The 16808-nt window shown below is 70.6% G+C and carries 12 protein-coding genes; 3 read left to right on the top strand and 9 right to left on the bottom strand.

Annotated features, from left to right (window positions below):
* Positions 1-14: 14 nt before the first annotated feature.
* Both dauA and betT read right to left on the bottom strand, forming a co-directional pair.
* Positions 15-1751, bottom strand: a complete 1737-nt coding sequence (gene dauA, locus D1793_RS09080) for a C4-dicarboxylic acid transporter DauA (protein WP_119021882.1) — start codon at positions 1749-1751, stop codon at positions 15-17.
* Positions 1752-1895: 144 nt separating this feature from the next.
* Complete coding sequence (gene betT, locus D1793_RS09075; protein WP_119021881.1) at positions 1896-3944, bottom strand: choline BCCT transporter BetT; 2049 nt, start codon at positions 3942-3944, stop codon at positions 1896-1898.
* 351 nt (positions 3945-4295) lie between these two features.
* Here betT and D1793_RS09070 point away from each other — a divergent pair, with 351 nt between their 5' ends.
* The 3 genes from D1793_RS09070 to D1793_RS09060 all read left to right on the top strand — a co-directional run bounded on the left by D1793_RS09070 (position 4296) and on the right by D1793_RS09060 (position 7509).
* The gene (locus tag D1793_RS09070) at positions 4296-5498 is read left to right on the top strand and encodes a TRAP transporter substrate-binding protein (RefSeq protein ID WP_240407804.1); all 1203 of its coding nucleotides are present in this window, start codon (positions 4296-4298) and stop codon (positions 5496-5498) included.
* Positions 5499-5596: 98 nt separating this feature from the next.
* Positions 5597-6193 (top strand): TRAP transporter small permease subunit, encoded by a 597-nt coding sequence (locus D1793_RS09065; RefSeq protein ID WP_119021879.1) that lies wholly within the window; start codon positions 5597-5599, stop codon positions 6191-6193.
* Complete coding sequence (locus tag D1793_RS09060) at positions 6190-7509, top strand: TRAP transporter large permease subunit (RefSeq protein ID WP_119021878.1); 1320 nt, start codon at positions 6190-6192, stop codon at positions 7507-7509. Before D1793_RS09065 ends, D1793_RS09060 begins: the two co-directional genes overlap by 4 nt.
* A gap of 133 nt (positions 7510-7642) precedes the next feature.
* On the opposite strand, the gene D1793_RS19415 is transcribed toward D1793_RS09060, so the two are convergent.
* The 7 genes from D1793_RS19415 to D1793_RS09025 all read right to left on the bottom strand — a co-directional run bounded on the left by D1793_RS19415 (position 7643) and on the right by D1793_RS09025 (position 16759).
* A complete protein-coding gene (locus D1793_RS19415; RefSeq protein ID WP_162899941.1) occupies positions 7643-8344 on the bottom strand; it encodes a hypothetical protein in 702 nt (233 codons plus the stop codon).
* Positions 8345-8436: 92 nt separating this feature from the next.
* Positions 8437-9156 carry a response regulator gene (locus D1793_RS09050; protein WP_119021877.1) on the bottom strand — a complete coding sequence of 240 codons (720 nt, stop codon included), beginning with the start codon at positions 9154-9156 and terminating at the stop codon, positions 8437-8439.
* Positions 9153-10592, bottom strand: coding sequence for an ATP-binding protein (locus D1793_RS09045; protein WP_119021876.1), 1440 nt, complete (start codon positions 10590-10592; stop codon positions 9153-9155). Before D1793_RS09045 ends, D1793_RS09050 begins: the two co-directional genes overlap by 4 nt.
* Positions 10589-13690, bottom strand: coding sequence for an efflux RND transporter permease subunit (locus D1793_RS09040; protein ID WP_119021875.1), 3102 nt, complete (start codon positions 13688-13690; stop codon positions 10589-10591). The genes D1793_RS09045 and D1793_RS09040 overlap by 4 nt, the downstream gene beginning before the upstream one ends.
* Entirely contained in the window at positions 13687-14940 is a 1254-nt protein-coding gene (locus D1793_RS09035; RefSeq protein ID WP_119021874.1) for an efflux RND transporter periplasmic adaptor subunit, read from the bottom strand. The genes D1793_RS09040 and D1793_RS09035 overlap by 4 nt, the downstream gene beginning before the upstream one ends.
* Before the next feature lie 105 nt (positions 14941-15045).
* A complete protein-coding gene (locus D1793_RS09030) occupies positions 15046-15966 on the bottom strand; it encodes a lysine exporter LysO family protein (protein WP_119021873.1) in 921 nt (306 codons plus the stop codon).
* A 79-nt stretch (positions 15967-16045) separates the two neighbouring features.
* On the bottom strand, positions 16046-16759 hold the full coding sequence (locus D1793_RS09025; protein ID WP_119021872.1) for a hypothetical protein: 714 nt from the start codon (positions 16757-16759) through the stop codon (positions 16046-16048).
* Positions 16760-16808: the final 49 nt, after the last annotated feature.

Raw genomic sequence — 16808 nt, 5'->3', positions numbered from 1 at the left:
GGGGCAGCGCGGCGTCATGCCGCCAGCCAGCGCTCTGCCAGGCGGCCGGCATGGGCCTGGCTTGCGACCATGGCCAGCCGTCCCGCCTCGCGGCGGACGCCGGCCCGCCTGAGCTTGATCACCATCCGGGCCGGCAGGCCGACGAAGATGACGCCGACCCGTTCGGTGCGCAGCTCCTCCACCACCGACTGGAGGGCGACGATGGCGGTGGCGTCCAGGCTCGGCACGTCGTGCATGTCGAGCACCATCACCTTCACCTCCGGATCCACCACCCGCAGCGACGAGACGGCCTTCTCGGCGGCGCCGAAGAAGAGCGGGCCGTTGATGTCGTAGAACGCCACCTCACGGGGCAGCGTCGGGGGCGCCTCGCGCTCGCCACCCTGCAGCCGCCGCGCTTCGGTGAGGCTGGCCATGCGGCGGATGAACAGCGCCGCGGCCAGGCCCATGCCCACGGCCACCGCCAGCACCATGTCGAAGATCACCGTAAGCGCGAAGCAGATCACCAGCACCGCTACGTCGCTGGCCGGGGCGCTCTTCAGGGTGTGGGTGAAGTGGCGTGCCTCGCTCATGTTCCAGGCGATGATGAAGAGCAGGGCGGCCAGCGCCGCCATGGGCACATAGCCCAGCACCCCGGCCAGCAGCACCACGGCGAGCAGCACCACCAGGGCGTGGACCACCGCGGCCAGCGGCGAGACCGCGCCGCTGCGGATATTGGTGGCGGTGCGCGCCAGGGCGGCGGTGGCGGTGATGCCGCCGAAGAAGGGCACCACCACGTTGCCGAGCCCCTGGCCGATCAGCTCGGCATTGGGGTCGTGGCGGGTGCGGGTCAGGCCGTCGGCCACCACCGCGCAGAGCAGCGATTCGATGGCGGCCAGCATGGCGATGGCCAGGGCCGGGCCGAGCAGCTCGCGGATCAGCGCGAAGTCCACGACCAGCGGCGTGCCGTCCGGCCCCGGCAGCCGCCAGGGCACCACCAGGCTCGGCGCGAAGGGGGGAATGCCGCTGCCGCTCTGGCCCTGGAACTCCCAGCTGAAGCGCGAGGCGATGGTGGTGACCTCGACCCCGGCGACGCTCACCGCCAGGGCCGCGAGGGTGCCGACGACCAGCCCCACCAGCGGGGCCGGGACCGGCAGCCTGAGCCGCGGCCAGAGGATCAGGGTGGCCAGGGTCACCAGGCCGATGCCGAGCTCGGCCGGGGCCAGGGTCGGCAGCGCGCCCAGGATGGCGGCCAGGTTGTGCGGGGTGCTGTCGCCGAGCTGTACACCGGCCAGCCCCAGGAAGTCGGGCAGCTGCAGCAGGGCGATCACCACGGCGATGCCGGCGGTGAACCCCAGTACCACTGGGTAGGGCACGAACTGGATCAGGCTGCCCAGCCGGGCCAACCCCAGGGCGACCAGGATCAGCCCCGCCATCAGGGTAGCGATCAGCAGCCCGCCGACGCCGTGGCTGGCGACGATGGGGAAGAGGATCACCACGAAGGCTGCGGTGGGGCCGGAGATGTTGAAGCGGGAGCCGCCGGTCAAGGCGATGATGGCGCCGGCCACGATGGCGGTGTAGAGCCCGTGCTGGGGCGGCACTCCGGTGGCGATGGCCAGCGCCATGGAGAGCGGCACCGCGACGATGCCGATGGTCAGGCCGGCCATCAGGTCGCGACGCAGCTCGGCCAGGCCGTAGCCCGCGCGCCAGGCGGCGAGGAGCGCGCTGCCGGGCACCGGCAGGCGATAGCGGGCCAGTGGGGAGGTGCGGGACATGGCAACTCCTTCGCTTGCTAAAGAGCGGGAAGGTCACGTTACGCCTGCCGGTTCCATGCCCGCAAGCCCTGCCATTGTCGCAGGGCCTGGAACAGCCGAGCCCCGGAGGCACCGTTCGGTGTCTCCGGGGCATCAGCGGGCCGGCTACTCCTGCGCCGCGCCGTCGGGCAGCTCGCCCACCGCGCCGGGCATGGCCTGCACCTGGCCCCCTTCGCCGGCCAGGGCGAGGAAGTGCAGGTGGCGCTCGTACTCGGAGAGCACGTCGCCGATCACCTGGCCGCGGGTGTAGCCGTTGAGGTCCTGGCCGGTGCCGCCCTCGGCGAGGAAGACGTCGAGGCGCACGTAGTAGTCGTCATCCACCGGCAGGAAGCTCGGGGTGCGCATGCGGTGCGGGCACACCTGGTAGACGAAGCTGGCGGCGTCGCCCAGCAGTACCTGCAGGGTCAGGCGCGGCAGCGGCTCGCCCTCGATCTGCTCCTCGGTCACCGTGGCCTCCTGGCCGCGGCTTTCCAGTTCCTGGGCGAACTGGGTCAGCGCCGGGCGGATGGCGTGCTCGATGGTGGCCGCGGCACCCGCTCGGGTGGAGGTGTCCAGGGCGCGGTCGAGGCGCTCGCGCCAGTCGCCGCCCGGGGCGGTGCCGGAGACCTGGCGGCGCGCCTCGGCCTTACTGCCCTCGAGCTTCAGGGCGCGCAGCATGCCCCACATGATGGCGAAGATCACCAGCGAGAAGGGCAGGGCGGTGATCACCACCGCGCTCTGCAGGGCGGCGAGGCCACCGGCCATCAGCAGGGCCACGGTGACCAGGCCGATGACCGCCGACCAGAAGATGCGCAGGGTGACCGGGGCGTCGTGGTTCACGTCGGAGAGGATCGAGGTGAAGTTGGCCAGCACCAGGGCGCCGGAGTCCGCCGAGGTGATGAAGAAGACGATGCCAAGCACCGTCACCACGGCGGCGGTGATGCCGATCCAGGGGTAGTACTCCAGCAGGGTATAGAGGGTGGTCTGGGGCGTGCTGAGCGCCTGCTCGCCGAGCTCCGCCACGCCCTGGTTGGCCACCAGCTCGATGCCGCTGTTACCGAGCACCGACATCCACACCATCATGAAGGCGAGCGGGATGAACAGGGCGCCGGCGACGAACTCGCGGATGGTGCGCCCGCGGGAGATGCGCGCCAGGAAGAGCCCCACGAAGGGGGTCCAGGCGATCCACCAGCCCCAGAAGAAGATGGTCCACCACATCTTCCACTCCTGGGCCTCCTCGCCCGCGAAGGCGTAGGTGTCGAAGCTCATGGCCACGAAGCCGGCCAGGTAGTCACCGGCGTTGTTCACCACCTTGTCGAGCAGCACCAGGGTCTGCCCCTGGAACAGGATGAACAGCATCAGCGCCAGGGCCAGCAGCATGTTGAACTCGGAGAGGCGGCGGATGCCCTTCTCCACGCCGCTCACCACCGAGATCGTGGCCAGCACCACCACCAGGCCGATCAGCATCACCTGCACCGAGAGGCTCTCGGGCACGTCGAACATGTAGGCGAGCCCGTAGTTGAGCTGCATCACACCGATGCCGAGGCTGGTGGCGATGCCGAACACCGTGGAGACCACGGCGGTGATGTCCACGGCGCTGCCGATGGGGCCGTGGATGCGCTTGCCGAGCAGCGGGTAGAGGGCGCTGCGGATCGCCAGCGGCAGGCGGTGGCGATAGCTGAAGTAGGCCAACGACATGCCCATCAGCACGTAGAGCCCCCAGCCGGAGAGCCCCCAGTGGAGGTAGGTCTGCACCACCGCCTGGCGCATGGCGGCCTGGCTCTCGGGCTCTAGGTCGGGCGGTGCCAGGTAGTGGGCCACCGGCTCGGCCACGCTGAAGAACAGCAGGTCGATGCCGATGCCGGCGGCGAACAGCATCGCTGACCAGGAGAGCAGCGAGAACTCCGGCCGGGAGTGGTCGGGACCCAGGCGGATGCTGCCGTACCGCGAGCAGCCGATCAGCACCACGAAGACCAGGTAGGCCACCACGGCCAGCATGTAATACCAGCCGAAGGTCTCGCTGACCCAGGCCAGGCCGGCGTCGAAGAAGGCGCCGGCCTGCTCGGTGAACAGCAGGGTAAGGACGAGGAAGACCAGGATGCCGGCCACGCTGCCGTGGAAGACCACGGGGTTGAGCCGGTCCCGGGAGGTATCGGGAGAGGGGTGGTTCGCCATGGACAGGCGGACTCCTGTGCGGTGAATGGGCGTCGGTCTCCCGGGACGCACTGTTGATTGTTCCGCACAATCGAGAGTACGCCTGCATCGGGAGTCTTTTTTGAATGAACGTTCAAATAAAATACGCGCAACGCAGAGGCTCTGCAACCTTGCGTTGAAATCTGGTCTCAGTCCGTGGAAGCCGGCTGAGCCTGTTTCATGCCTTCGGGCTATATCTACATTTACCGAATGGTGACAGGGATGACGCCCCGGATGGCGTGATCACCGCAGGATGCATCGGGACTGGAACGAATCCGCCGGGTCTTACGCCACGGCGGATCGATGATAACGACAAGATTTCTGGAGTATCCGATGGCTCACGATAAAATGCCCGCCACCCCGGAGGCGGCCACCCAGGCTGCCTCCACCGAGACCCCGGCCCCGGCCAGCACCTCGCGGCGCCGCTTCCTCACCGGCTCGGCTGCCGCCGTTGGCGCCGGTGCCGCCGCGGCGGTCGGCTTTCCCAGCATCGCGGTGGCGCAGACCACCACCCTGCGCTTCCAGAGCACCTGGCCCAACCAGGACATCTTCCACGAGTTTGCCTCGGACTATGTGCGCATCGTCAATGAGATGTCCGGGGGACGGCTACGCCTCAACCTGCTGCCGGCCGGCGCCGTGGTCGGCGCCCTGCAGCTGCAGGATGCGGTTATCTCGGGTGCCCTGGACGGTGGCCACGGCGTGACCGCCTACTGGTACGGCAAGCACAAGGCCTTCTCGCTGTTCGGCACGCCGCCGCCCTTCGGCTGGGACGCCCACCAGTTCCTCGCCTGGTACTGGACCGGCGGTGGCAAGGAGCTCTATGCCGAGCTGCTGGAGATGCTCGAGCTGCCGCTGGTGGGTTACCAGACCGGGCCCATGCCGACCCAGGCGCTGGGCTGGTTCAAGGAGCCGATCACCAGCGCCGACGACCTGCGTGGGCTGAAGTACCGCACCGTGGGTCTGGCCGCCGACCTGATGAACGAGTTCGGCGCGGCGGTGACCATCATGGGCGGCGGTGACATCGTGCCGGCCATGGACCGCGGCCTGCTCGACGGGGCGGAGTTCAACAACCCCTCCTCGGATCGCCTGCTGGGCTTCCCCGACGTCAGCAAGACCTGGATGCTGCGCAGCTACCACCAGGACTGCGAGGCGTTCGAGGTGATGTTCAACAAGCGCAAGCACGACGACCTGCCCGAAGAGTTCCAGGCGATCCTCGAGTACGCCGCCAAGGCGGCCTCGTCGGAGATGTACTGGAAGGCCATGGAGCGCTACCCCCGCGACCTCAACGCCATGCGCGAGGAGCAGGGGGTGCAGACCTACATCACCCCCGACTCGGTGCTGCAGGCCCAGCTCGATGCCTGGGATGCGGTCATCGAACGCGAGTCCAGCAACGAGTTCTTCAAGAAGGTAGTGGACCACCAGCGCGAGTACTGCGAGCGGGTGGTGGGCTACCACCTGGAGCACACCACGCCCAAGGAGCCCGCCTACCAGCACTTCTACGGCAAGTCGCCCACCGACACCTCCACCCTCCTCTAGCGGCGCTCGCCGCTGTCACCGCCCCGGCGCAGGGCCGCGCCGGGTCCGAGTCCCGCTGGCTGCCCCGGAGGGGTGGTCAGCGGTGGTGAGAGGTTGCCATGCGCCTCATCTTCCTCATCGACCATCTCAGTACCTGGACCGGCAAGCTGTTCGCCTGGTCCATCCTGATCCTGACCTTCGTGGTGAGCTACGAGGTCTTCATGCGCTACGTCATGGGCGCCCCCACCACCTGGGCCTATGACACCAGCTACATGCTCTACGGCACCCTGTTCATGATGAGCGGGGCCTACGCGCTTGCGCACAACGCCCACGTGCGGGCCGACGTGGTCTCCCGCTACTTCCCGACCCGTGTCCAGGCGGGGCTCGAGCTCGCGCTCTACCTGGTGTTCTTCTACCCGGGCATCCTGGCCCTGCTCTTCTACGGCTGGGACTTCTTCGCGATCTCCTACCGGCAGAACGAGCACAGCTCCTATACCCCGGGTGGGCCTCCCATCTGGCCCTACAAGTTCGTGATCCCCGCCTGTGCAGCGCTGCTCGCCCTGCAGGGGCTGGCCGAGGTGGCCCGCTGCGTGCTCTGCCTCCGGCACGGCAAGTGGCCGCGTCGCCTCGGTGACGTGGAGGAGATCGCCATCCCGATCAACAAGGAGGCGGAGATCAAGGCCGCCCAGGAGCAGTCGAAGGAGCCCCGCCAATGAGCGAGCCGGAAATCGGTATCCTGATGCTGGGCATGCTGATCGTGCTGATCATGCTCGGCTTCCCCATCGCCTTCACGCTGATCGCCATGGGCATCGCCTTCGGCTACTTCGCCATCGGCGACATCATCTTCTCGCTGCTGGTGCAGCGCGCCTACGGGGTCATGTCCAACGACGTGCTGATCGCCGTGCCGCTCTTCCTCTTCATGGGCTACATGGTGGAACGGGCCAATATCCTCGATCGCCTCTTCGCGAGCCTGCAGCTGGCCGCCCGAGGCATGCCGGCGTCGCTGGCGGTGGCGAGCCTGATCACCTGCGCGCTGTTCGCCACGGCAACCGGCATCGTGGGGGCGGTGGTCACCCTGATGGGGCTGCTGGCGCTGCCGGCCATGCTCAACGCCGGCTACGACAAGCGGATGTCGAGCGGGGTGATCTGCGCCGGGGGGTGCCTCGGGATCCTGATCCCGCCGAGCATCATGCTGATCCTCTACGGCGCCATGGCCGGGGTCTCGGTGGTGCGGCTCTACGCGGCGGCGCTGATCCCGGGGCTGCTGCTGGCGGGGCTCTATATCCTCTACGTGATGGGCCGGGCGATGCTCAACCCGAAGGTGGCGCCCAGGCTCTCGGCGGAGCGGCTCGACGTGCCGCTGGGCCAGGTCTACTGGGGGCTTCTGACCTCCTTCGTGCCGCTCTTCGTGCTGATCATGGCGGTGCTGGGGGCGATCCTGTTCGGCCTGGCTACCCCCCACGAGGCGGCCGGCATCGGTGCGCTGGGTGCGATCCTGCTGGCCGCGGCCTACCGCCAGCTCACCTTCGCCCGGCTGCGCGAGGCGGTGTTCCTCACCGCGCGCACCAGCGCCATGGTGTGCTGGCTGTTCGTCGGTTCCTGGATCTTCTCCTCGGTGTTCTCGCTGCTCGACGGCCACTCGCTGATCGAGCACTGGATCAGCGGGCTCTCGCTGACGCCGCTGCAGTTCCTGCTGCTGGCCCAGCTGATGATCTTTATTCTCGGCTGGCCCCTGGAGTGGACCGAGATCATCATCATCTTCGTGCCGATCTTCCTGCCGCTGCTGCACATGTTCGGCATCGACCCGCTCTTCTTCGGCGTGCTGGTGGCGCTCAACATCCAGACCTCCTTCCTGACGCCACCCATGGCGATGTCGGCCTTCTACCTCAAGGGCATCTCGCCCAAGGGAATCGAGCTCAACGACATCTTCATCGGCATCGCGCCCTTCCTGCTGATGGTCTTCGTGGCCATGTTCATCCTCTACATGGTGCCGGGCATCGTCTTCTGGCTGCCGGGGGTGCTCTACGGCTGAGGCCCGAAAACGACCGGACCCGACGCAGGGCGTCGGGTCCGGGGGAGGGCTTCTCTTAGCTGCCGTCGGCCTGGGCCGGCGGCAGCTCATTTCAGGGGGTGTGCTTCAGTGGCCGCGCTTGGGTTGAAGTGTGTCAGTTGCCACGCATCTCGCCATGGCCGCGGTAGGCCTTGCCATGACCTTTGCCATAGCCGCGCTCGCCGCGCTGCATCATGGTCTCGCGCAGCTCCTCGAGCTGCTCTTCGCTGAGGAGCTCGGCCAGGGCCTCCTGGTGGCGGTCGCGCATCTCGCGCATGGCATCGCGGCGCTCCTCGCGGGAGTCGAAATCGCGGCCGCGCAGCTCGGCCATGTCGGCGTAGATCGCCTCACGGGTCTCGCGCAGGGCCTCGCGCTCCTCGTCGGAGAGGCCCCACTCATCGACCAGCGCCTCGAGGCGCTCCTGCATGCTGGCGCGGCGCTGCTCCATCATCTCGGCGCGACGCTCCTCGCGCATCTCCCGGCGGGCCTCCTCCAGGGCGGCGCGCTGCTCATCGTCGAGGATCTCGGCCAGGCGCTCCTGGTGTTGCTCGTGGAGCTGGCGCATCGCCTCGCGGTGCTCGGTGCGGGCCTCGTCGAGGGCCTCGCGGGTCGCCTCGTCGATGCCGGCGCGCTCGAAGAGCGCCTGGCGCTGTTCGGCCCGGTACTCGGCGCGGGCCTCCTTCCACTGCTCGCGCTGCTCCTGAGACTGCTCGGCCCCCTTGCCGTGGTGGGCGGCGGTGGCGGAGAGCGCCAGGGGGGCGATGGCGATGGCCAGCAGGGCCGGCGCCAGCAGCTTGCGGGAAACGGTCATCTTCATGGGGTCACTCCTTCGTGCCTCGGGTTGATGGTTCCAGTCTCACCCGGCGCGGTGCAAGGTCGGTGCAGCGAGCGTGCAAAGGTGGTGCATGCTCACTCCTCGGGCTGGTACTTGTAGCCCACCCCGTAGACCGAGCGGATCACCTCGCGTTCCGGCCACACCTCGCTGATCTTGCGGCGCAGCTTCTTGACGTGGCTGTCCACGGTGCGCTCGGAGACGATGCGGTGGTCGCGGTACATGTGGTCCATCAGCTGGTCCCGGGAGAAGATCCGCCCCGGGGCGTGCATCATCACCTTGAGCAGCTGGAACTCCACGGCGGTGAGGGCCAGGTCCTGGCCGTCGGCCAGCGCCCGCCAGCCCTCCTCGTCGAGGAGTAGATCGCTGCCCGCGGCCTGTTCGGCGCCGTCGCTGCCCTGGCTGCGGCGCAGCACCGCCTTGACCCGGGCCACCACCTCCCGGGGGCTGAAGGGCTTGCAGATATAGTCGTCGGCGCCCAGCTCGAGCCCCAGCAGGCGGTCCACCTCCTCGACCCGGGCGGTGAGCATGATCACCGGCAGCGCAGGCCAGCGCTGGCGGATCTCGCGGCACAGGGTCAGGCCGTCGGTGCCGGGCAGCATCAGGTCGAGCAGCACCAGCGCGGGCCCCTGGCCCGCCTGGCGCGCCTCGGCCAGCCACGGCAGCACGGCGTCGCCGTGATCCAGGTGGTGGGTGGCGAAGCCGCTGCCGGCCAGGTAGTCGGCCACCAGCCGGGCGATCTTGGGTTCATCCTCGACGATCAGGACCTGCTGTCCCTCGTGTTCCCTTGATGTCATGCGATCTCCTCCCTGATGCGGTCGTCATCGAGCGGTGGAAAGGTGAGCGTCCAGCATAACCCACCCAGCGGCGAGGACGAGGGGTGCATCTCGCCGCCGTGGGCCTTGACCAGGGCCGCGGCGATGGAGAGTCCCAGGCCGCTGCCGCCGCTGGCGCGATTGCGCGAGCCCTCCACCCGGTAGAGGCGCTCGGTGAGCCGGGCAAGCTCGCCCTCGGGCACCCCGGGGGCGCTGTCCTCCCAGGTGAGCCGGATGCCCCGGGGGGTGACGTCGAGGGTGACCCGCAGCCGGCCCGGGGCCCGGGTATAGGCGCAGGTGTTGTCGAGCAGGTTGTTCCAGAGCTGGCGCAGGCGCTGGACGTCGCCGCGCATCCAGGCCTCGGCCTGGATGCGGGTCTCCAGGGTGATGCCGCTGTCGGTGAGCCAGCCTTCCGCCTCCTCGAGGCGGTCGGCGAGGCTCTCGGCCAGGTCCAGCGGCGCGAGCAGCACCTCCAGGGCGCCGGCGTCGCTCTGCGAAAGCAGCCGCAGGTCGGCCACCAGCCGCTCGAGCTGGCCCACCTCCTGGGCCAGGGAGTGCAGGCTGTCCTGGTCGAGGCGGCGGATGCCATCCTGCATCGCCTCGATCTCGCCGCGCAGCACGGCCAGCGGCGTGCGCAGCTCGTGGGCGATGTCGGAGACCCAGCGGCTGCGCGCCTCGCGGCTCGCCTCCAGGGTGGCGGCCAGCACGTTGAAGTCCCGGGAGAGCCGCGACAGCTCGTCCTGGCCGCGCTCCGGCAGGCGGATGCTGTAGTCGCCCTCGGTGAGGCGCCGGGTGGCGAGTGCCATGCTGCGGGTGCGCCGCCCCAGCCACCAGGAGAGCCCGCCGGCCAGCAGCAGCGAGGCGACTCCCAGGGAGCCGACGATGATCGCCAGGTTACGCTGCTGGCGGGAGAGGAAGATATGGTCCATGCGCGCCATCAGCTGCTCCGGGGGGCGGTAGCCCAGGGTGCCGACCCGCTCCCCCTCGTGGAGGATCGGCAGCCAGCGCAGGGTGGCGGCCTCCTCCTCGTCGTCAGGCGGCAGGCCGATCACCGGCAGGCCGCTGGCGTCGTGGAGCACGAAGTCCTTGGGGTCGCCCAGGCGGCGCTCGATGCCCTGGGGCGGCATGCCGGCCCCGGGCCACAGCTGCTGGCGCACCAGCCGATGCCAGGCCGAGGGTGAGGCGCGCAGCCACTGCCAGTCGCCGCCGCGACTCGCCCACTCCTCGCCGAGCCCCTCGGCCAGGGTCTCGGCGCGGTTGGCCTGGGTGGTGTCCAGGTACTCGATGAAGCCGCGGTCGAGGCTGCGCGAGATGCCCAGGAACACCAGGGCCGAGATGGCCACGTTGACCGACAGGATCACCACGAACAGCTTGACGCCCAGCCGGGAGACGGCGGGCTGGGGCAGACGCAGGCTCATGGGGAGGCCTCCTCGGCTTGGGGGCTGCGGCCCTGGAGGCGCTCGCGCACCCCCTCCAGCATCAGGTAGAGGCAGGGCACCAGCAGCAGCAGGATGACGGTGGCGAAGAGCATGCCGAAGCCCAGCGAGATCGCCATGGGAATGATGAAACGGGCCTGGCGCGAGGTCTCGAAGATCATCGGCGCGAGCCCCAGGAAGGTGGTCAGGGTGGTCATCATGATCGGGCGCAGGCGCCGGGTGGCGGCGGCGACGATCGCCTCCCGGGCGGCCATGCCCTCGCGGCGCCGGCGGTTGGCGTAGTCGATCAGCACCAGGGCGTCGTTGATCACCACCCCGGAGAGCGCCAGCATGCCCATCAGGCTGACCACCGAGAGGCCGAAGCCCATGATCATATGGCCGGCTACCGCGCCGATGATGCCGAAGGGAATGGCGGCCAGCACCAGCAGCGGCTGCAGGTAGCTGCGGAAGGGAATCGCCAGCAGAGCATAGAGGGCGATCAGGGTCAGCCAGGAGGCCTTGGTGAGTGCCGAGACGTTGTCGGCGGTCTCCTGCTGGCGCCCGCCCGGGGAGATCTCGAGCCCCGGCCAGCCGGCCCGCAGGGCGGGGAAGACGTCGGCCTCCAGGGTGCCCAGCACCTGATTGATGCGCTCGTCGCCGGCGGCATCGGCGGTGACGTTGATGATGCGCCGGCCGTCGATGCGCTGCAGGGTGGTGGCGGCGCGACCGAGCTCGATCTCGGCGACCCGGGCCAGTGGCACCTGGCGCCCGTCCGGGGTGCGGATCGGCAGCCGGTAGAGGTCGGCGAGGCTCCGGCGCGCCTCCGCGGGCAGGCGCACCTCGACGCTGATCTCGTGGCGGCCGATGAACTGCTCGAGCGCCGTGATGCCCTGCAGGGGGGCGCGCAGCTGGCCGGCCAGGTCGCCGCCGGTGAGGCCCAGGGCGCGTCCCTCCGGCGAGAGGCGAATCTCCAGCTGGGGCTTGCCGTCGGCCAGGCCGCTGTCGATGTCGGTGATCCCCTCGAACTCGCCCAGCGCCTCGGCGAGCCGCGTGGCGGCCCCCTCCAGCGCTCGGCTGTCGGGGTGGGAGAGGCGCAGGGTCAGCCCGGCCCCGGCGCCGGGGCCGCCCACGTCGGACTCGAAGCGCACCGCCTGGACGCCGCTGAACTCGCCGGCCAGCTCGCGCCACTCCCGGGCGACCCGAGAGGGGGCCCAGGCGTCGAGGCTCGCGCGGTCCAGGGTCAGCTGCACGCTAAGCCGGTCACCGTCGATCTGGGCGCGGTTGGCGGTGAAGGTGGGGCCGTCGTCGCGAGCGGCCAGGGTCTCGGCGGCGGCCAGCAGGCGGTCGCGGATGGCGCGGTCGTCGGCGATGGGGCTGCCCACCGGCAGGGTCACCGTGGCCTGGACCCGGTCAGATTCCACCCGGGGCATCAGCGAGAAGCCGAGCCGGCCGCTCATGGCCCAGGCCAGGGCCACCGCCAGCAACGCCACGGCGAGGCTCACGGTGAGCAGTCGCTGGTCCAGGCAGCGCTCGAGGAAGGGGGCGAAACGCTGCTGGGTGACGCGAGACAGCCAGGCCTGCAGGGCCTGGCGCACCCGGTCGAGGGGACGCCGCCAGGCCGGCGCCTCGCGGCTGCCGGCGCGGTGGGCCAGGTGGGCCGGCAGGATGAACAGCGCCTCCAGCCAGGAGGCCAGGAACACCGTGATCACCACCAGCGGCACCACGGCGAAGATCATGCCGAGGAAGCCGGGCAGGAAGAGCAGCGGCAGGAAGGCGACGATGTTGGAGAGGATGGCAAAGCTGATCGGCACCGCCATCTCCCGGGCGCCGCGCACCGCCGCCTCGCGCAGGGAGTGGCCCTGCTCCCGGTAGCTGTGGATGTTCTCGCCCACCATGATGGCGTCGTCCACCACGATGCCCAGCGCGATGATGAAGGCAAACATCGACATCATGTTCAGCGACACCCCGAACCAGGGCAGGAAGAGCAGGGCGCCGAGGAAGGCGGTGGGAATGCCGAGGGTGACCCAGAAGGCCAGCCGTGCCTCCAGGAACAGGCCCAGCAGCACCAGCACCAGCGCCAGGCCCAGGAAGGCGTTCTTGAGCAGCAGGTCGAGGCGGTCGCGATAGACCTCGGAGCTGTCCCGGGAGATGGCGAGGCTCACTCCCTCCGGCAGGTCCGCCTGAAGCCGCTCGAGCTGGGCATGCACGGCGTCCGAGATGCCGATCGGCGTCTGGTCGCCGACCTGGTAGACGTCCAGGGTCAGGCTCGGCGCGCCGTTGTAGAGCACCTCGCGGTCGGTCTCGGCGAAGCCGCGTTCGACCCGGGCGATCTCGCCCAGGCGCAGCTGGCCGCCGTCGGGGGTGCCGAGGATCGGCAGCTCGGCGAACTCCCGGGCCTCGTCGCGGCGTCCCTGGTAGCGGATCAGCCACTCCCCCTCGCCGGTGGTCAGGCGACCGCCGGCCAGGTCCAGGGCCTCATCGCCGATGCGGTTGGCCAGCTGGCGGTGGTCGAGGCCGTGGCGCTGCATCGCCTCCTCGTCGAGCAGCACCTGGATCTCGCGCTCACGGTTGCCGGAGAGCTCCACCCGGGCGATGCCCGGCGAGCCCTGCAGTTCGGCGCGCACCTCCTCGGCCAGGTCGTGGAGCAGCTGGTCGTCGACCGGGCCGTGGAGCTGCAGGCTCATCACGCTGCGCGAGCGCCCGGCCAGGCCGAAGCGGGGCGGGTCGGCGGCGGCCGGCAGGCTGGTGATGGCGCCTACCGCCTGCTGGATCTCCTGGTAGACCCGCATCACCTCCACCCCCTCCACCAGGCTGGCGGAGACGCGGCCGGCGCCCTCATTGGCGGTGGCGGTGAGCTCGTCGATGCCGTCCACGTTGGCCAGTGCCGCCTCCAGGGGCAGCAGCAGGCTGCGCTCCACCTCCTCGGGGGTGGCGCCGGGATAGCCGATGGCGACGGTGATGATCTCCAGCTCGAAGTCGGGGAAGACCTCCTTCTTGATGGTGGTGGAGGCCATCAGCCCGCCGATGATCAGCAGCAGCATCAGCAGGTTGGGGGCCACCCCGTGGTGGACCATCCAGGCGATGGGGCCGCGGCGCATCATGGGCGGGGCTCCGCCGGCGCGGCGCCGGCCGGCCGCTCGGCGCTGCTGGCGGCGGTGCGCAGCGCCATGCCCTCCCGGGGCTGGCCCAGCGGCGAGGTGATCACCCGCTCGCCCGTCTCGAGGCCTTCGGCCACCAGCACCTGATGGTCATCGCGATGCAGCACGCTCACCGGGCGGCGGCGCAGGCGCTCCTCCTCGTCCAGCACCCACACCTCGTCGCCGGGGCGCAGGGCCGCGGCGGGAAGCGCGATCAGGTCGTCGCGCTCGCCTGCCTGGAACGCCAGGCGCACCACGTCGCCGAGACGCAGCGCCGGCGCGCCGCGCTGCGCCTCGGCCAGCGCCAGGGGGTCCTCCACGGCGACCAGCAGCTGGACCTGCAGGCCGTTCTCCTCCAGGGCCGGCAGCACCGAGAGCAGCTCGCCCTCGCGCTCGCTGCCGGCGGGCCAGCCGCGGCTGGTCAGGGTCACGGGGCTGCCCGGGGCCGCCTCGGTGGCCGGCGTCAGCCAGGCCAGCGCCTCGCCCGGCAGCGACGCCTGCACCCAGAAGCGCGACACGTCCACCAGGTGGAGGAGCTCGGTGCCGCTGGTGACCTCGCTGCCCTCGCCGAGCAGGCGCGCCTGGACCATGCCGGCCCAGGGGGCGGTGAGGGTGGCGCGCGCGAGATCCAGCCGGGCCCGATCGCGGGCGGCCCGGGCGCGCTCCACGTCGGCCTGGGCGCTTCTCAGCTGGGGCTCGCGCAGCACCAGGGCGCGCCGCTCCGCGGGCAGTTCGCGGCCGAAGCTCTGGTACTCGGCCCGAGCGCGCTGCTGCTCCCCCTGCTCCATGGCCAGTGCCGCCTCGGCCTGGGCCAGGGCGGCCTCGGCCTCGCGCAGTGCCAGGGAGAGGTCGGCGTTGTCCAGATGGGCGAGGGAGGCACCGGCCTCCACCACGCGGCCCGGCACCACCCCGGGGGCGAAGGCCTCCAGGCGGCCGGCGACCCGGCTCGCCAGCCGCGCCTCGCGCTCTGCCACGACCCGGCCGAAGCCGTGCAGCGCCGGGGCGGCGGCGCGTGGCACCACGCTGACGGCCTCCACCAGCGGCGGGACGGGCGCCGGGGCAGGGCGGCGCTCCACTCGTGGCGGCTGGCTCATCAGCCACCAGGCCAGGGCGAGCCCGCCGGCCAGCACCAGCAGGGCGACCAGGGCGCCGAGGCCGAAGCGCCCGCGCTGGCGGTGAGGACGTGCCGTGGAGGGGTGGGGCGGCGGGTTCATGGGCGACTCGGGCAGGGAGGGGAGTGGAGAGCATCGCGCGCGGCGATGCAGCCAATGGTCAGGAAATGTGCAAGCGATATGCAAGCCGGTGGCGGCGGGAGCGCCTCAGAGGGAGAGGAAGAACAGCAGCAGCGGCGGCGAAAGCAGCGAGAGGAGAAAGCCCGAGACCACCGCCACCGGCACGCAGGCGACACCCCCATGCTGCTGGATCACCGGCAGGGTGAAGTCCATGGAGGTGGCACCACCGTAGCCGATGGCCAGGGCCGCATGGCGGCGGATCACCAGGGGAATCAGCACGAAGGCCAGCAGTTCCCGGGCGAGGTCGTTGAAGAAGGCCACGCCGCCCATGGCCGGGCCCAGGGCATCGCCCACCAGGATGCCGGAGAGGGAGTACCAGCCGAAGCCGGCGGCCAGCGCCAGGCCTTCGCTGGCGCGCAGGTCCAGCAGCGGGGCGGCGAGCAGGCCGCCGGCCAGCGAGGTGGCCGCCAGCATCAGGGCGATAGCCAGGCCGTGGCGGTTGAGCAGGATCTGGCGCAGCGGCATGCCGGAGTTGCGCAGCTGGCAGCCGATCAGCGCCAGCAGCGCATAGAGCACCCATTCGGCGAGGGTCTCGGCGCCGTCGTGGAGCCCGGGGAGGGCGCGGCCCGCCAGCCCCAGCCCGACGCCGAGCACCACCACGCCCACCAGGGCCAGGGAGCCGGCCATGGCGGCGAGCTTGCTCAGCGGGGCGCCGGGCACCACCCGGGAGGGGTCGGCGGCGAGGCCGAGGCGCCCGGAGAGCCACCAGAGGCCCGCCAGATTGCAGGCGCTGATCACCGCGAACAGGGCCAGCGCCTGGCCCCCCATGCGCGAGAGCTGGCCGGCGAGGTCGTCGAGGCCGGCCAGGCTCACCCCCATCAGCAGCAGGATCACGTAGACCGAGGCGCTCACTCCCCGGTTGATCAGCGCCATCAGCCCGGCATGGCGAACCGGCACCAGGTAGCCCAGCACCAGCGGCAGCAGCACGATCACCAGACCTGTCAGCATCGAGAGTCCCTTCCCTGTGCTGTCGCCGAGGCGGCGACGGAAAACCCGCTACTCTAGCAGGCTCTTGCGGGGCTGGGCATCACTCGCCGAGGGAGAGGCGGGAGAGGGAGAGGCGGCTCCGGCGTTCGCCGTCGCGGCGGTACTCCACGGCCAGCATCAGGCCGGGGACCTCGGGGTGGAAGTGGAACATCAGGTGGCGTTCCGGCTTGTCGGGTTCGGTGACCTCGACCGCCAGGGCCTCGAACTCCCCGACGGGCAGGCTCAGGTTCTCGGAGCCCAGCACCCGGTACGCCATGCGCTCCTCCCGGCCACGGTGGTTCTGGTAGCGGATGTCGCAGCTATCCCGGCAGGTGCCGTCGATCACCCGGCGGGAGAGCTCGAAGAGGGCGGCCTGGCGGTCGGGAAGCACGGCCAGGTCGTCCGGGGCGAGGCGATAGTCGCCGCCCAGCCCCAGCAGGGAGTAGCCGCTGATGTACTGGAGCGAACGCACCCCCTGGTCCTTGATCAGGAAGCGGCTGCGCTCCTCCCCCCGTGCCACGGCGATGGCGGCGCTCATCTCGCTGTGCCAGGAGCCACCGTCCCGTGAGAGCCGGTGCTCGACGCTGGTACTGGGCCAGCCGCTCACCTCCAGGCGGTAGCGGGCGGCGAAGGGCTGGGGGACCACCCGTGAAGCGTTCTCGATGGCCGGCTCCGCCTTGCGGTAGCTGGGGGAGGGGGCGGCCGGCGCCTCCGCTGCCGCGGCGGCGAGGGGCAGGCAGGTCAGCAGGGCAATCAGCAGGCGTCTGAGGGGCATGTCGTTCTCGCTGGGCGATGGCAGAGCAGTGGACTCCCGGGGAGTGCGC

It is taken from the genome of Halomonas sp. JS92-SW72 (assembly GCF_003547075.1).
Classification (GTDB): Bacteria; Pseudomonadota; Gammaproteobacteria; order Pseudomonadales; family Halomonadaceae; genus Halomonas; species Halomonas alkalicola.
The sequence above is the reverse complement of the archived record's forward strand: the minus strand, read 5'-3'. Positions and strand labels throughout refer to the sequence as shown.

What these genes read in the sequence shown, in the direction of transcription:
- dauA (WP_119021882.1), bottom strand. Translation starts at nt 1,751, where the DNA reads ATGTCCCGCACCTCCCCACTGGCCCGCTATCGCCTGCCGGTGCCCGGC.
- betT (WP_119021881.1), bottom strand. Translation starts at nt 3,944, where the DNA reads ATGGCGAACCACCCCTCTCCCGATACCTCCCGGGACCGGCTCAACCCC.
- D1793_RS09070 (WP_240407804.1), top strand. Translation starts at nt 4,296, where the DNA reads ATGGCTCACGATAAAATGCCCGCCACCCCGGAGGCGGCCACCCAGGCT.
- D1793_RS09065 (WP_119021879.1), top strand. Translation starts at nt 5,597, where the DNA reads ATGCGCCTCATCTTCCTCATCGACCATCTCAGTACCTGGACCGGCAAG.
- D1793_RS09060 (WP_119021878.1), top strand. Translation starts at nt 6,190, where the DNA reads ATGAGCGAGCCGGAAATCGGTATCCTGATGCTGGGCATGCTGATCGTG.
- D1793_RS19415 (WP_162899941.1), bottom strand. Translation starts at nt 8,344, where the DNA reads ATGAAGATGACCGTTTCCCGCAAGCTGCTGGCGCCGGCCCTGCTGGCC.
- D1793_RS09050 (WP_119021877.1), bottom strand. Translation starts at nt 9,156, where the DNA reads ATGACATCAAGGGAACACGAGGGACAGCAGGTCCTGATCGTCGAGGAT.
- D1793_RS09045 (WP_119021876.1), bottom strand. Translation starts at nt 10,592, where the DNA reads ATGAGCCTGCGTCTGCCCCAGCCCGCCGTCTCCCGGCTGGGCGTCAAG.
- D1793_RS09040 (WP_119021875.1), bottom strand. Translation starts at nt 13,690, where the DNA reads ATGATGCGCCGCGGCCCCATCGCCTGGATGGTCCACCACGGGGTGGCC.
- D1793_RS09035 (WP_119021874.1), bottom strand. Translation starts at nt 14,940, where the DNA reads ATGAACCCGCCGCCCCACCCCTCCACGGCACGTCCTCACCGCCAGCGC.
- D1793_RS09030 (WP_119021873.1), bottom strand. Translation starts at nt 15,966, where the DNA reads ATGCTGACAGGTCTGGTGATCGTGCTGCTGCCGCTGGTGCTGGGCTAC.
- D1793_RS09025 (WP_119021872.1), bottom strand. Translation starts at nt 16,759, where the DNA reads ATGCCCCTCAGACGCCTGCTGATTGCCCTGCTGACCTGCCTGCCCCTC.